Annotated in this window: 12 protein-coding genes; 2 read left to right on the top strand and 10 right to left on the bottom strand. The window is 46.8% G+C overall.

Features of this window, described 5'->3' with window-relative positions; genetic code table 11:
* Positions 1-101: 101 nt before the first annotated feature.
* The 7 genes from OO016_RS09170 to OO016_RS09140 all read right to left on the bottom strand — a co-directional run bounded on the left by OO016_RS09170 (position 102) and on the right by OO016_RS09140 (position 9337).
* Positions 102-2045: a glycoside hydrolase family 3 protein gene (locus tag OO016_RS09170; protein WP_266012780.1), complete on the bottom strand. Its 1944-nt coding sequence runs from the start codon at positions 2043-2045 to the stop codon at positions 102-104.
* Between the two features lie 18 nt (positions 2046-2063).
* Positions 2064-3242 carry an esterase gene (locus OO016_RS09165; protein ID WP_266012778.1) on the bottom strand — a complete coding sequence of 393 codons (1179 nt, stop codon included), beginning with the start codon at positions 3240-3242 and terminating at the stop codon, positions 2064-2066.
* Positions 3243-3251: 9 nt separating this feature from the next.
* Positions 3252-3734, bottom strand: a complete 483-nt coding sequence (locus tag OO016_RS09160) for a (R)-mandelonitrile lyase (RefSeq protein ID WP_266012776.1) — start codon at positions 3732-3734, stop codon at positions 3252-3254.
* 16 nt (positions 3735-3750) lie between these two features.
* A complete protein-coding gene (locus tag OO016_RS09155; protein WP_266012774.1) occupies positions 3751-4314 on the bottom strand; it encodes a DapH/DapD/GlmU-related protein in 564 nt (187 codons plus the stop codon).
* A gap of 26 nt (positions 4315-4340) precedes the next feature.
* Positions 4341-6602 (bottom strand): xanthine dehydrogenase family protein molybdopterin-binding subunit, encoded by a 2262-nt coding sequence (locus OO016_RS09150; protein ID WP_266012773.1) that lies wholly within the window; start codon positions 6600-6602, stop codon positions 4341-4343.
* Between the two features lie 18 nt (positions 6603-6620).
* The gene (locus OO016_RS09145; protein ID WP_266012771.1) at positions 6621-7076 is read right to left on the bottom strand and encodes a (2Fe-2S)-binding protein; all 456 of its coding nucleotides are present in this window, start codon (positions 7074-7076) and stop codon (positions 6621-6623) included.
* Positions 7077-7138: 62 nt separating this feature from the next.
* The gene (locus OO016_RS09140; protein WP_266012768.1) at positions 7139-9337 is read right to left on the bottom strand and encodes a DUF5916 domain-containing protein; all 2199 of its coding nucleotides are present in this window, start codon (positions 9335-9337) and stop codon (positions 7139-7141) included.
* Between the two features lie 157 nt (positions 9338-9494).
* Here OO016_RS09140 and OO016_RS09135 point away from each other — a divergent pair, with 157 nt between their 5' ends.
* Positions 9495-10403 (top strand): helix-turn-helix domain-containing protein, encoded by a 909-nt coding sequence (locus OO016_RS09135; protein ID WP_266012765.1) that lies wholly within the window; start codon positions 9495-9497, stop codon positions 10401-10403.
* A gap of 19 nt (positions 10404-10422) precedes the next feature.
* Here the strand turns inward: OO016_RS09135 and OO016_RS09130 are convergent, their stop codons facing one another.
* The gene (locus OO016_RS09130; RefSeq protein ID WP_266012762.1) at positions 10423-11670 is read right to left on the bottom strand and encodes an L-lactate MFS transporter; all 1248 of its coding nucleotides are present in this window, start codon (positions 11668-11670) and stop codon (positions 10423-10425) included.
* Positions 11671-12090: 420 nt separating this feature from the next.
* Between OO016_RS09130 and OO016_RS09125 the strand changes: the two genes are divergently transcribed.
* Positions 12091-15375: a WD40/YVTN/BNR-like repeat-containing protein gene (locus tag OO016_RS09125; RefSeq protein ID WP_266012741.1), complete on the top strand. Its 3285-nt coding sequence runs from the start codon at positions 12091-12093 to the stop codon at positions 15373-15375.
* A 73-nt stretch (positions 15376-15448) separates the two neighbouring features.
* Here the strand turns inward: OO016_RS09125 and OO016_RS09120 are convergent, their stop codons facing one another.
* Positions 15449-15913 (bottom strand): hypothetical protein, encoded by a 465-nt coding sequence (locus OO016_RS09120; protein WP_266012738.1) that lies wholly within the window; start codon positions 15911-15913, stop codon positions 15449-15451.
* Between the two features lie 14 nt (positions 15914-15927).
* Positions 15928-16179, bottom strand: coding sequence for a DUF6090 family protein (locus tag OO016_RS09115; protein ID WP_266012735.1), 252 nt, complete (start codon positions 16177-16179; stop codon positions 15928-15930).
* Position 16180: the final 1 nt, after the last annotated feature.

Below are 16180 nucleotides of genomic sequence, written 5' to 3'. Positions count from 1 at the left end.
GCATTGAGTTTAATAATTCTTCCGAACCCGGAGGTTTTCTGGCTATTGGAGGCCTGCTTCAGACGCGTAATCGAGACTAAAGCACTATAGTTGTCTATGCATTATTGATACGAGAGGCCAAAACCAAATTCAAATAATGGATTCTCGGTGTCATAGGGTACATCGGTTAATTGCTCGCGCACCTCCTCCATGGAAGAGGGTAATTCAAACGGGAGTTTACCCATTGGCCTGGAATTGCCAAAAAGTACCTCACAAACATTTTTATCACTGGCCCCGAAATCTGCAATCAATGCATTTGAAGCAGCTGCAATTTCCGGTAATACTGCCGGCCGATCTAAATAAATATCAACCACCGTAGGAACCTTCTTCAACAGCGAAAGGATGTTTTCTTTTTCTTCACCTTTAAAATCAAGGTCGCCGTGATGGAAAGAGAGTGCAAATGGATTTCGGGTATCCGCTGGATACCATGGGGTGTTTAATCGAATTATGGCCAAATCGGCTTCTTCCGGTGTAGATACCACTGTGGCATACGCAGCCACCACGGTACTGTCCATCCCTTGTATGTATACCTTATGCTCCCCTGATTTCAATGGCAGGGTATACGCTTCATTTTTGAGGAGCGTCATAGCATGCTGTTGGCTTTGGTCACCTATTTTACGAGACTCCTCACGACCTACTATTTCAGGTACCTTTTCCTCGTCAACAAAGGGATTGTCAAAAAGCCCCAGCTGAAACTTTTGCCTCATGAGCCGTTTTAACGATTCATCAAGGCGTGCTTCACTGAGCTGGCCGGAATTGACGAGTTCAAGGACGAGTTCAGGACGGTTCTCCCCGCCAAACTGGTCGCAGCCCGCTTCAATAATTTTCTTGACCCTTTGTACTGGTTCCAGGTCTTCAACCCCCCAGGCGCGTGCAGGCCAGGTAATATCGGGACCCATCTGAACGTCGGTGATAAGCCCCCAATCCGTACAGACTACTCCATCATAATTGTATTTTTCCCGTAACAAGTCTGTTATGATCATTTTGTTGTAAGCCATGGCCACATCTTCATCGGTCTGGCCGGTAGGTATGCCGTAATAGGGCATAATGGAAGCCGGGTTCATTTTGAAAGCGGCTTCGAAGGGAATGAGGTGGTAATCAAAATTATCACCGGGATAGATCTGCCCTTTCTGGATGGCAAAATGGGGATCCAGACCTTCCTTTTGTGGTCCGCCACCAGGAAAGTGTTTCACCATGCAGGCCACACTTTGTTCATTTACTTCATCACCCTGAAGTCCCTTTAAATAGGCGGTTACCATACGGGCTGTCAGCTCTGCATCTTCACCAAAAGTACCGCTGATCCGCGCCCACCGGGGCTCGGTGGCTAAATCGATCTGGGGGTGGAGTGCCACGCGTATGCCCACTGACAGGTATTCCTTTCGCACAATTTCTGCAAATGTTTCTACCAGGGAATCATTACCAATAGCAGCCAGTCCGGGAGTTTCAGAAAACTGTGTAAACCCATTGGCAGCCATGGAAAATATAGTATTGCTGAAATGGTGCCTTGGATCCGAGGCGATGGTTACCGGAATGCCCAACCGGGATTGTTCTGCATGTTGCTGGAGCCTGTTATACCAGACGGCCATCAACCTGGGTTCTGAGGGAATGGCCCAAACATTGAAATGGTTCAGTTTTCCCTGATCAATATTGTCTATAGCTGCAGGGTACCGTGCTCCAGGGCCTGTGGCGTTTGGATTTTTTTCCAGTGTTCCATCTTCATTCACAGGTACTCCGGGCATAAACATGGCACCAGCCTTCTCTTCCAGGGTCATTTGTGACACCAGGTCATTGACACGCGCTTCAATAGGTGCATTTATGTCTTCATAAACATCCAGTTTACCATTTTTATTCAGGTCCCGAAAGACCATTCCTTCCATTTCGGTTTTGACCGAGGTTTTTTGCAATGCTATATCAGGGATATTCTTTTCAGGCCTCTCCTTTTCGCTCCTGCAAGCCGAAATGCCTATTAAGAGCAAACCTATCACTGCTATTTTCACTTGTTTCATCAGTAAAGTATAAAATGATTAATTAAATATTTTTTGTGTAAATATGCTTAAATAGCTTCTCCAGTTGTCCCAGGTATGACCGCCTCCAGTCTCCAGATATTCGTAATTCATACCCATACCATCCATCTTCTTTCTAAAAGAAGCATTTCCTTTTAACAGCATTTCCATATCGCCGTCCCCAATGGCCATCCAATAGAGCTTGTAGCCATTCTCCATTTGCTGTTTTAATTTTTGATCCTTGTTCTTATACATTTCAGAAGTGCTGTCGCCCATGGGCCGCACGCCAAGCGCGGAAGAAAACAGTCCCACATAGTCAAAGGTATTGGGATAATTCAGCGAAATATTCGCTGTATGAAAGCCGCCCATGGACAAACCTGCTATGGCCCTGCCTTCTTTTTTAGCAATGGTCCTGTAATTGCTTTCGACGAATGCTTGTATGTCTCCAAAAGATTCTTCAAACTTGCCATCCATGGTATTGGGCAGCATAAAGGTGGGTTGTACAAAACCCCTGCTTCCATTTCCCGGGGAAGCTTCCTGGAACACATTGCCGTTGGGCATAACCACGATCATAGGTCTGGCCAAACGCCTGGCAATAAGATTATCCATGATCTGGGCAGCCCTTCCGGAGCCTAACCAGGCCTCTTCATCCCCTCCTATACCGTGGTGCAAATACAAAACAGGATAATCTTCTTGATTATTTTCATAGCCCGGAGGTGTATAGATCGCCATTCTTCGGGTTTTATCAACAGTAGGAGAGGGATACCATCGGAAGGTCACGGTCCCATGGGGTACTTTGTTTACACGGTACAGGTCTGCCTGACCATCCCCTACAATAAAAACGTTGGAAAGGTTAGCCACATCACGGATGGCATGGGCATTTGCCGGATCAAGGGTCCGAACCCCGTTGACAAACAGGTTGTAGCGATACATTTCTGCTTTCAAAGGGTCCGTGGTAAAACTCCAGACGCTGTCATTCTCTTTTTCCATCATGGCTACTCCTGGGGCAAGCCCTTCTGCAGCCATCCAACTCCCTGAAATAGCTATTTCTGAGGCTTTGGGTACCTGGACCCGAAACGTTACGGTACCATCTTCATGAATCTCGGGAGAGCTAAGGCCACGTCGTGTAAATATGTCCTGCTGGGCAGTAACAACTGTGGAAAGCAGGAAAAGGGCCGTAAGAATTTCTATTCTTTTCATATTGAAATATTAATTGTTCAAATATTGTTCATCCGTAACGGCTTCCATCCAATTAACCACCCCTTTTTCCGTGTTGGGTATGATGTAAATGTGAGACATACCTTCATCTTTTGAGGCGCCATGCCAATGCTTGGTATTTGGGGGACATTGAACCACATCACCCTTTTTTATGGTTTCTTTGGCCTGCCCTTCAATTTGGTGATAGCCAACACCCCCGGTTACAATCAATATTTGCCCGGGGGGATGGGAATGCCAATGGCTTCTGGCACCAGGCTCAAAGTAGACATTCCCGGCCAGGGTGGTATAGACAGAATCCATTGCCACCAGGCCATAGGGATAGGCATTACCGGTAAAAAATTCAGAAGGACCTTTTTGACCTTTTGGAAAGATGGCCTCTGCCTGTTCGTTTTCTTCAGATTTCCCTTCTGCTGCATCCTTGCAGGAAACTGCTACCAAAAAGAAAATGCCTGATACAACAAATAACTTTTTCATTATAGCGTCTTTAATGTTAATTCAAATGTTTAATTACTTTGGCCGGTATTCCTGCTACTACGGTATTGGCGGGTACATCCCTGTTGACCACAGCCCCGGCTGCCACTACCGCATTTTCACCTATAGTAACCCCTGGCAGGATGGTGGCCCCCACACCGATCCACGCATTGCGTTTTACTATCACCATTTTTGGCACCATGGTCTTTCTGATACCAGCCTCCGTGGGATGACTCTCTGAGGTAATATTTACTTTCGGGCCAATCATTACCCCATCTTCAATGACGATTCCACCCAAATCCAGAAAACTGCAGGCATGGTTGATAAAGACATTTTTTCCAAGAGAAATGTTCCTTCCGATATTGGTGTAAAAAGGTGTAAAAACCGTAGTGGTTTTATCAACCGGTTTCCCTATGATATCTCCCAGATACTGGCGTATTTCATCCAGATTACCGGCATTGTTCATTTTTTTCGATATGCCCAGGGTTGTATTTACGGCTTCCCGAATATGGCCATAGTCCGGGTCGTCCATAGGGATGACCTCACCGGACCTCAGTCTTTCAAAAATGTTTTTTTTACTCATTCACAGGTGCATTGCTCCAGTTAGGATTAACCAACCAGAGGAGGCCTGTCGTTGATAAATGGCTGGTGGTATAACCTTCTACCGGTGGCTTTGTATAGGGCATTGGCCAAGGCTCCGGGTACAGGTGGGAAAGGAGGTTCCCCTAAACCTGTTGGGTCGATTTCGTTTTTAACAAAATGCACCTCAATCTCTTTCGGCGCCTCGGCATGGCGAATGATGCGATAACGATCAAAATTGGTTTGATCGGGTTTGCCATCCGTAAAGGAAAGCGTTCCGTACATGGCATTGCCAATTCCGTCTACAATGGCACCTTCGGCCATGTTTGCTGCAGCATCCGGGTTAACCACTATTCCACAATCCAGGGCACAAACCACTTTTTCTACTTTGGGTTGGCCATTTTCCATGATCACATCGAGTACGTGGGCTGCATAACTGTTATGACAGAAATAGGCCGCAACACCCCTATTGGCATTCGCAGGGGAATTATCCCAATTTGATTTTTCCCGCACCAATTCGAGTACTCCGGCATAGCGTACGGGATCGTAATCATTGTTTTCACCAACGGGATTATCTTTTGCTTTTTTCAAAAGCTCCAACCTGAAATCTATCGGATCCTTACCGGCGAGTTCCGCAACTTCATCCAGGAAGGCCTGTTCCACACCTGCCATAAAATTGGAACGCGGGGCCCTGAAGGCACCGATGGTGATATTGGAATTGATCTCCCATTGTTCCGCCAGGTAGTTGTCAACCGCCCCGGCCGGGAACCGGTTGGCAAATAGGGGAGTCTCTGGTACGCCTCCCGCTTTTACATGAAAAGCGACCAGATTGTTGTTTTCATCCAGGGCAGCCCTGTAAGTGGCATGATAGGAGGGACGATAAATTCCAAAGGTCATATCGTCTTCCCGATCGTATACCAGTTTAACAGGGGCCTTTAACTGTTTTGAAATAACGGCCGCTTCCACGGCGTAGTGGCCATAAGCCCTTCTTCCAAAACCGCCTCCCATGCGGGTGAGTTCTACTTCTATGTTTTCAATGGGTATGCCCAAACGGGCAGCCACAGTTGCTTCTGCAAGAGCCGGTGCCTGTAAAGGACCAGCAAGTAACGCCTTTTCTTCCGTCACATTCGCAAAGAAGTTCATGGGCTCCATACAATTATGGGCCAGGAAGGGACAACTGTATGATCTCTCTATGACCTTGGCAGCATTTTTAAAAGCCTTTTCCGGATCACCGTCCTTACGTGCAATTGTACCCGGCATGCTGGCCATTTCATTCATTTGGGCATAATGCTGGTCTGTATTTTCAAGCCCCTTGGGTACATCAATTTCCATTTGGTTGCCAAAGCGGTCAATGGTTAACTTGTGGTCTGCAATGGGTTCCCAGCTTACCCTTAATTGCTTCCTTGCATTCATGACCTCCCAGGTGGTTTTACCAACCACCACAACCAGATCGGTAAAGGCAGTGGTGTCGAAATAACCGCGTGTGGCGCCCTCCTCCAGGGATTTAATCGGGAAGACATCAACAATTCCGGGCATATTTCTTACGGCGCTGTCGTCATACGATTTTAATTTAAGTCCAAATGCCGGGGGATGCGTGGCCATGGCAACCAGTGCCCCCTTGAACTGATAATCTACTCCGAATAACGGCTTACCTGTAACTACCTTCCTGGCCTCTACATCTTTTTTAGGAGTGCCGATAATGGTAAAATCTTTGACTTCCTTCAATGGGACCTCCTCAGGTACTTCTCGCTGCGCAGCCAAAGAGGCCATTTCACCGTATCCTGCAGAATTGCCGCTATTTTCATGGAGGAGGATCCCTTCTGAAGTGGTGATTTCAGATACCGGTACCTTCCAGGACTCAGCAGCCGCTTCTTTCAGCATTTGTCTGGCAGTAGCCCCTGCCATCCGGAGACCCTGCCACCTGCGTCTAATCCCCTGGCTTCCGCCCGTAAACTGCCATCCGTAATCCTCTGCGTTCAGGTTAGCCTGTTCAACAAGCACATTCTCCCAGGCAATATCCAGTTCATCTGCCACAATCATAGGCATGGAAGTAATTACACCCTGCCCAAATTCCGGGTTGGGCGACATGATGGTAACCAGGCCATTGTCGCCAATTTTCAGATAGGCATTGATTTCAAACCATTCATTGGGCATTTCCTTAACAGCCATCGTCTCTATATCCTTGGGCTTGCAGGAATTTAAAATGCTAAATCCCAGTACCAATCCGCCACTAGCCAGACTTGTGTTCTTAATAAAAGCGCGTCTTCCGATTTGTGTTTGTACGAGTTTCATTTTTCTGATTTTTGAGGATTAGGAATTGGCAGCCAGTTTGATGGCTTTCTTGATTCGTACATAGGTACCACACCGGCATATGTTCCCGTTCATAGCCATGTCAATTTCTTCATCCGATGGGTTTGGGTTGTTCTCCAACAATGCTGCTGCAGTCATTATCTGCCCCGTCTGGCAGTACCCGCACTGGGGCACATCCAGTTCCAGCCAGGCCTCTTGAACCGGGTGCTCCCCGTTTTCTGAAAGTCCTTCTATGGTGGTTATTTCCTGATTGCCCACAGTTGATACTGCAAGCATACAGGATCTCACTGCTACGCCCTGTACATGTACGGTACAGCTGCCGCATTGTGCAATTCCGCAACCGTATTTTGCCCCCACGAGGTTCAGATGTTCACGCAATACCCAAAGCAATGGGGTGTTCGGATCTACATCTACCTCCTGTATCTTGCCATTGATGTTTAGTTTGAAATTTGCCATGATATATAGTTTCTCTGAATTTACGATTTTTTGAGACTCAAATCCTCCTGTAATGATTTTAGTTAAAGGTTCAACCAATAGGTCAGTTTTAAATTGATCGAACGGAACCGGGGCGCAAAGGTTTCCGTAAAATAGTTGTCGTTATACACGAGGAACAGGTCAGATAAGGGGGCAAACCGCCATTGTAGTCGGGAGTTGACCCCAAAGTTGTCCCGCTGGTTGCTGTATTGGATCAGCGTATTCCAGAAAAGGGATTTGCTGAAGGTGATCTCCGTTCTTGCCGTGGCCAGCCAGATATCTGCATCGGCATAGGGTTCGGGTAACCGAATCCCGTCATAATTAACCCCCAGTTGTACGTTGGCCCAGGGCTGGAAACGATATCCCAACTGGGCACCCAGCGTAAGTACTTCACCATTAAAAAAGCGGCCGACAGCAGCATTGGCGCCGTAGGTGACCAGGCTAGTGTTGTTGGACTGGTATCGAAACTGCAACTGATTGAAATGGTAGCCCTGGTTGCCTGGCAATGGAGTTGCTCCAGGAGTCCGTGTAGGGTCAAAGGGTGCTGCCAGGAAAATATAATTATGGGCAAAGGAGGCCTGGGCTGTTGCATTGTTTTTAAAAGCGGTCTCCCATTCTAAGTTAAAGAGCCGGTCTGTATTCTGATAGTCCAGGGAAGGGCGCCAGTAGAGTATGGATAAAAACCGCAGCCCATGGGTGTTAAAAATTCCTTTGGAGGGGTAGAAGATGCGCTGTATGCCATTACCCCACTTGATGAAGTCCGTACGGGGAACAAAGCCCAGATCGGCCTGAAAATCCTGGTTCACGTAGACCAGATCCTGCACTATGCGCCAACGTCTCGGATTATAAGTAAAGGTAGCCTGGGAAGAAAGGTTGCCTTTGGAATCCCCTGGTTGAAACGATTTATGGAGGTAAGCCCGGCCTGTCCAAATGTTGTCTGCCGTAGCCAAGTTGTAATCGGCCCCGATGACCCGGTTAAACGCTTCTTCGGGCTGCAGGAACTCCCTGTCGCCCATGGCCTGCCTGTTTACCCAGAACGCACTTATATTGGAACGTTTACCCACCTTGCGCTGTAAGGCGAGCATCATGTTGTTGTTAGAGGCAATTTCATTCGCGGCGTCCTTTTCGGTCTGAATGTTGAGTACCCCAAGTCGCCAGTCCTTGTTCAATTTTCCACTAAGGCGCACCCCACCGATAATATCATTCTGGATAAGGTTGCCCAGGGTATCCCGTGCCAGGCCAATTCTCCTGGAGAAGAACGGACGGGCCTCGTTAAAGGTGTTCCCAAAACTTTCGAAAAGGTCGCTGTTGTCAATGAAAAACTGTCGTTTTTCGGGAAGCCTCAACTCGAAACGGGTGAGGTTGGTAAAGATATCATCGACCTCTACATTTGAAAAATCCGGATTCAGGGTAATATCCAGGTTCATACTATTGCCCACGGCTACTTTGGCATCGCCCCCGGTTTTGAAGTTGGTTTCGGATTGGTCGGTTGCATAATTATAATCGGCCAGGGTATTAATGTAGGGAATAAGGGTAAATGGCGTGCGGGATCGTCCCAGAGGCTTCTCAAAGATTAATTCCCCCATGTATGCCAGGCTTGAAAATATTTGCTGCTGGGGAACGCCTACCCAGGTGCTCTGTTCGTTCGTCTGTATGTTCCAGCGATAGGGTCGAAACCGCCAGCGGGTGGCACCCTCCACAAATTTTAGGGAAGTAAAGGGTATGGCTACTTCAACGGTGTAATGGTCGTCGTAGCGTTGTGCCTCGGCCTTCCATTTGACATCCCAGGTGTTGTTGAAGCTCGTACCTCCTTCGGACACCAGCCCCTCCCGACGAACCCCGTAAGGTGTAATGCCAAAAAAGAAAGCTGTGGTCCCGTCATTGAAGGTATCGAATAGCAGGGAGACATTGTCATTGGTGGTCCCACCAAAATCCCTGCGGAGAGAAGAAACCACGTAGGCACCATCCGGTGCTTCGGCATAGAATGCTACGTACAGCGTAGTTTCAGAATACACCACCTTAACTTTGGTCTGGTGAGTGGCCTGAACAGAATCGGTAGGGAAGAACTGCATGAAATCCTTGCCTTCCTCGGCTTCCGCCCAAACAGCTTCGTCAAGGTATCCGTCCAGGACCAGCTCTTCTTCAATGAATTTAGCTTTAAGTTGCTTGGAGCTGTTCTGGCTGAAACCAATAGCTCCGATAAATAAATAAGTAGCCAGGAAAAGGGAACGTGAGAATGACATACTTTCTTATAAATGGAACTACGACAAAATTAGTCCTTCATTTGCCATCCTTTATTACCCAAATTACGGATGTTTATACCTTAATTACGGATTCCTGGATTTGGATTTGATTTCCTGGAAATCAATAGCTTATCTTTAGGTAAAAATTTAGCAGGCCATGGAAAATATTTTGCATGTCAACTCGGTATCCGATTATTTTAAGTTGCGTAATTATGAAGTCTTACACCCGCTGATCAGCATTCTGGACTATTCAAAATTTGACCACGGACAATATTCTAACAAAGGCTACGATGGACTGCATTTTAGTTGTTATGCCGTTTTCCTGAAAGACAGCAAACACTGCAAGATCAAATACGGGGGTAAGTCTTATGATTACGATGAGGGGACCCTGGTTTTTATAGGTCCGGATCAAACCGTTGGCCTTAGTCCGGATCCAAATTATAAGCCCGAAGGTTATGCTCTGATGTTTCATCCTGATCTGCTTCAGGGTACCGATCTGGCCAAAAAAATCCATGCCTATACTTTTTTCTCCTATTCGGTAAAGGAGGCCCTGCACCTTTCGACCAGGGAACGCAAGATTATTCTTAGTTTGCTAGATAAGATCCAGTTTGAGCTGGAACAAAACATGGATAAGCACACCAAAAAACTGATCGTCTCCAACCTGGAACTGTTGCTGGATTATTGCCTGCGCTTTTACGATAGGCAGTTCCTGACCCGGGAAGTAGCTCATCAGGAATCCCTGGAGAAGTTCGACAGCATGCTGGGCGATTATTTTTCATCGGAGCTACCCCAAAAACAAGGCTTGCCTTCCGTAAGTTATTTTGCAGACCAGTTCCATTTGTCCCCTAATTATTTTGGGGATATGGTCAAGAAAGAAACCGGGAAGTCGGCACAGGAATATATACAGAACCGACTAATCGAGGTGGCCAAGGAAAAGGTGTTCGACCCCAGCAAATCCGTCAGTGAAATTGCATATGAGCTCGGATTTAAATACCCCCAGCACTTCAGCCGCTTATTCAAACAAAAAGTAGGGCATTCACCTAACGAATTCCGTAACCTGAATTAAGTCGGGTTTACAATATTACTTAAGAACGGGCTTCCCGCACGTGCTTTACAAAATAGATCAGCAGGGTGCTTAACAATACCAGAACCCCTGATATGGTAAAGGCTGCCGGGAAATTGCCGAGGTCGCCCAGGTAACCACCGAGTATAGGTCCGAAGATCCCGCCAAAGCCATAGGCCAGGAACACATAGGGATAGTTCTGCCCCACACTTTTTAAACCAAAGACATCTGCTGTAGTTGCAGGGAATAGTGCAAAAAGTCCGCCGTAATTAAAGCCAATAAGGGTTGCTGCAAGGTATAGCAACAGTTCACTTCCAGCCATATAGGTGAAAAGTATTACGAATACTCCCTGTGTAAAGGTCAGGATGATGATAGATCGCCTCCTGCCCAGGGCATCGCTGATAACACCCCATAAGATCCTTCCCAGGCCATTGGCCAGACTAAAGAACACAGCAATAGCCGTGCCGGCTATAGCACTGGCCCGGAGTTCTGAAAATCCGTTTGCCATAAGAGCTTCCATAGGGTATAATTTCATGAGGCCGATAGACATCAGCCCGGCACCTGCACTAAAGGCAAAGGTCAGGAAGATCATGTAGAATTGCGGAGTACGCAGCATTTCTTTGGGACTCATTTCCCGAACCACCGTAGTTGTTTTTTTTCTTTCCTCTTCCTTGATACCTCCTTCGGGTTCCCAGCCTGCCGGAGGGTTTTTCATCCAGATACTGCCCAATACGATCATCAAAAAGAAAAGGGCCCCATAGAGCATAAACGTTTTGGCGATGCCTATCTGGATCAGCAGATCTCCCCAGGAACCCGCCAGTTTTACCCAGAATAAGGCACCAAATCCAAAGCCGGCCACGGCAATCCCCGTGATCATTCCCTTGCGGTTGGGGAACCATTGAATGCCCACAGCTATGGGAACTACATAGGCCAGTCCGATCCCTATCCCGCCAATGACTCCAATACTGATCAGCAAGGTTATAAAATCAGTAGCTCCAAAAAGCCCCGCAAACAAGTAGCCTGCCCCAAGGACAATACCTCCCAAAATTGCCAGCTTTCGGGGGCCCCAGGTTTTCATTTTCTTACCGGCAAAGATCATGGAAAGGGCAAACATGGCCAGTCCCACCGCAAATACGATCTGGGTTTCGGTTTTACTCCAGTCCGCATCTTTCAATACAGGAGTAAATACAGGCCAGGCATAAATAGCGCCCAGTGCCAGTTGAATTAGGGTTGCCCCCAGTATTACGAAGCTTCTGTTTTGTGTAGCCATGTTACAATTGATTATAGGATGTTATTACTGTTTGGTCTTGTATACCAGAAAATACGGGAGAAGGCATTTTCAGCATCATTCTACGAAGGCATTTATACACTGAATGCGTCTGTTCTTGCGAGTACAAATGGAAGATTTTCAGGTTTATAAATAGTTACCTCTAAAGTTTCCTTTTTTGCAGTATTCAAAGGTCTGACAGCTCCTTTTTACTGCCTATGATATAAGTCATAAAAAGTAATCGAGATTATTTAAAAATGAGGTTTCAAAGGATAAATACTGCAGATAGACCTCCCTATTTTTTTAGATGCCAGGAAAGGCAGGAGGGGAATTAAACTGGCAGGACAGTTTTTGTCTTTTTGGGATGACTGGAACAGGAATATTCAATACCTTTCAGTTCAATTTAAGTTCAAACCAATCTATATGAGAATGAGAAATACTTTCCTTCTGGTGATCATGCTTTGCACATTATCATTAGCAGCACAACGTAAAAAGCAAACAAATTCAAAAACTACTAAAACGGTCCTGGAAGAGGCTAATCTTTCCGGCCTGAAATTCAGGAGTATAGGCCCTGCACTTACCTCTGGTCGTATTTCTGATCTGGCGGTTAACCCTGATGATTTCAATGAGTATTATGTGGCCACTTCTGCAGGGGGTGTATGGAAAACCATCAATGCCGGTAATACCTTCCAGCCTGTATTTGACGGACAGGGGAGTTACTCCATTGGCTGTATCACCCTGGATCCCAACAATGCGAATATTGTTTGGGTAGGCACGGGAGAGAACAACAACCAGCGCAGTGTTTCCTATGGAGACGGGGTTTATAAGTCGCTGGATGGGGGCAAGAGCTGGGAGCACATGGGCTTGAAAAATTCCGAGCACATTGGAAAGATCATTGTCCACCCGGATAACTCCAACGTGGTATATGTAGCCGCTATAGGGCCTCTATGGAGTGCAGGCGGGGACCGTGGTTTGTACAAATCCGAAGACGGCGGTAAAACCTGGAATGCCATACTTACGGTGGATGAGCATACCGGGGTTAACGATGTAGTCATGGACCCCAGGAACCCTGATGTCTTGTATGCCTCAACCTTCCAAAGGAGGCGCCATGTCTTTACTTACATTGGAGGTGGACCCGGTTCAGGCCTGCACAAATCCGAAGATGGTGGCAAGACCTGGAAGGAAATCAACAAGGGACTGCCCAAAACCATGCTGGGTAGGATCGGTCTTGCTATTTCCCCCGCCAATCCCGAATATATTTATGCGATTGTTGAAGCGGCTGAAGGCAAGGGAGGCTTCTTTATTTCCACCAACCGGGGTGCTTCCTGGGAAAAGCGAAACAGCTACGCAACCAGTGGTAACTACTATCAGGAGATTATAGCCGATCCGGTAGACCCGGACCGCGTTTACGCCATGAACAACTGGATGCGCGTTACCAGCGATGGGGGAAAGACCTTTGACTATGTTGGGGAAGATTTCAAGCATATTGATAATCACGTGATCTGGATCAACCCAAACAATAATATGCACCTGCTTTCGGGTAATGATGGTGGGGTGTACGAATCCTGGGATGGCGGTAAACACTGGTCTTTCAAGCCCAATTTGCCAGTTACCCAGTTTTACAAGGTGGCTGTGGATAACGCCAAACCATTTTACAACATTTATGGAGGTACCCAGGACAACTTCAGCCTGGGTGGACCCTCACGTACGGTAAGCGGCAACGGTCCGAACAATTTCGACTGGTTTATTACCCATGGAGGAGACGGGTTTGAATCCCAGGTAGATCCTGATAACCCTAATATTGTTTACGCACAATCACAGTATGGTGTACTTGTTCGCTATGATAAACTGAGCGGTGAAGAAAAGGGCATACAACCCAAAGAAAGGAAAGGCGAGAACAGCTATCGCTGGAACTGGGATGCCCCGCTTGCGGTTAGCCGGCATAAATCCGGACGCATTTATTTTGCTGCAAATAAGTTGTTTAAAAGTGATGACCAGGGAAATAGCTGGGATGTGATCAGCGAAGATCTCACCCGAAACCTCGACCGAAATAAACTGCCGGTAATGGGAAGGATCTGGGGTATAGACGCTGTAATGAAGAACCAGTCGACTTCGCCCTACGGTGCCATTGTTGCTTTTTCAGAATCTCCCAAAAATGAAAACTTGCTCTATGTGGGTACAGATGATGGCCTCATACAGATCACTGAAGATGGAGGCCAAAGCTGGCGCAAAGTGGGAAGGTTTCCCGGTGTTCCGGAGCGTACCTACGTGAACGCCGTATTCGCTTCCAAGCATGACGAAAATGTAGTCTATGCCTGCTTTAACAACCATAAAAATGGTGACTTTAAACCCTACGTTTTTATGAGCAGGGATAAAGGAGCAAGCTGGAGCAATATTAGCAGCAACCTGCCCGAAAGAGGTTCGGCCTATGCCATTGAAGAAGACCATGTGGATCCCAGTTTGTTGTTTGTGGGAACAGAATTTGGTGTTTTCTTCTCTGACAACAGGGGAGGGGAATGGAAACAGCTTAAAGGTGGCATGCCCACTATTGCAGTAAGGGACATTGCTATTCAAGAAGAGCATAACGACCTGGTCCTGGGTACTTTTGGAAGGGGCTTTTATGTACTGGACGATTATTCAAGCCTGAGGGGTATTAGCCAGGAACTGCAAAAAGAAGCTGCTTTATTCAGCGTTCGCGATGCGCTGCAATTTGAAATGGCTTACCCGCTTGGCTTACCAGATAAAGCCTTTATGGGCGACAACTTCTACATTGGGGACAACCTGGGCTCAGAGGCCATATTTACATGGTACCTGAAGGAGTCTATTGACACTAAGGAAAAAATACGCAAAGAGGCTTCCAAAAAGCTGACCAAAGACGGGAAGGACAACCCTTACCCGACTTATGAAGCGTTGAAAGACGAGGCGGATGAGATGAGTCCCCAATTGGTATTCACGGTTACCAACAGTAGGGGTGAGATTGTCCGCAAACTTTTCACCTCCCCGGAAAAGGGTCTGAAAAGGATCAAGTGGGATCTGCGGTACGCCACGCAGGAGCCCATTAATTTCCGAAAGCCCGCATTTTATAACCCGTTTGGAGGTGACAGCAAGGGAGCCCTGGTGGAGCCGGGAACCTATACAGTTAGCTTATCGAAGATAGTGGATGAGGTAGAAACAGCTCTGGCGGCCCCCGTTTCCTTTGAGGTAACTCCGCTTAACAATACTGTGCTGCCTGCTACAGACCGGGATGCCCTGGCACAGTTCCAGCAGGAAGTGAATACCCTGTCTGGCAAGGTAAGGAGCGTGCAAAATTCCCTTTCGGAACTCAGCAATGAGCTGAAGTTTATGAAAGAGGCGATCAAAAGAACCCCCGGAAAACATGGGGATTTACTGAAAGGCTGGAAAGCGCTTGATGATGAAATGAAGGCCATCCGTTTAAAACTCAACGGAGATCGCATAGCAGGCAGACTGGATCAGGGAACACCTCCTTCTATTGCGAGCAGGATTGGCAGCCTTCAGTATGAGCAGTCGAATTCCACCGGTACCCCTACAGAGACACACAGGAGGACTTTCGCTATAGCTAAAGAGGAGTTTGCACCGGTATATGCACAGGCCAAAGACCTGGTGAACAACAAATTTGATGCTTTCCGAAAGAGGCTGAAAGAATCCGGTGCGCCATATACCCCGGGTAATCTTCACTTTTTGGAGTAGATAAAAAAGGAATTGAACTTTTTATAAAAGCCGTAGGTTTTAGCCTGCGGCTTTTATAAGTTTTAGGCTTCTGTTAATTGTTGTTCAGCTCCAGGATGCTGATAAGTTCATGGTTGTCTTCCTTTATTTCGGTCAGTCGGGTTTTAAAAGCACCCGTTTTAAGCCGTCTTTCAAAGAGGAGTTGTTGAAATATAGTTTGCCGAAGTTGCTCTTCAATAATGTTAGGATAAAGAAGCACAGGCCCTGTATCATTTACTTCTCCCAGATAGTGAGATTTCAGATCGTGCATCCCAAACTCGGCAAAATAGGGCCTGATCCTGTTGTGAATAACTGTTTCGTACTCCAGAAAGATGTCCTTTACCCCATCTTCCTTTAAAAAGTAGTTCTGAAGTAATTCACGTGTAACTTCATTTTCCAGATTGCTTACAGATTGGGAATGGTTGCGTTGGGAAATGGGCCGGAAATCCGATGAGTAGCGAACAAGCCCCGTTGCAACATCATTCACTATATTTTTGCCATCAATTGCCCTTGCTATCAAAGCATCGACCACTTTTAGCTGGTCCTCAATTCATTCATGGACTGGCTGATATGGATCGAATCCAGCCTGAGGTCTTCTATTATGTTCTTTATCAAAAGGGATTCCTTCAGATCGTTCTTTCTCTTTTCATTCCAATTATTAATCTGTAAAGCTATCAATATCCCAATCACCACTAATATAATCTCGCCTATGGCATATTTAAGATATTTGACCGTTTGATTTTGAGCAATAAGATTATAGCGTATTTGTCGGAAGAATTTTATCATC

This window comes from Lentiprolixibacter aurantiacus (assembly GCF_026241225.1).
GTDB classification, from domain to species: Bacteria; Bacteroidota; Bacteroidia; order Flavobacteriales; family Flavobacteriaceae; genus Lentiprolixibacter; species Lentiprolixibacter aurantiacus.
This window is presented reverse-complemented; position numbering and strand designations above follow the sequence as displayed.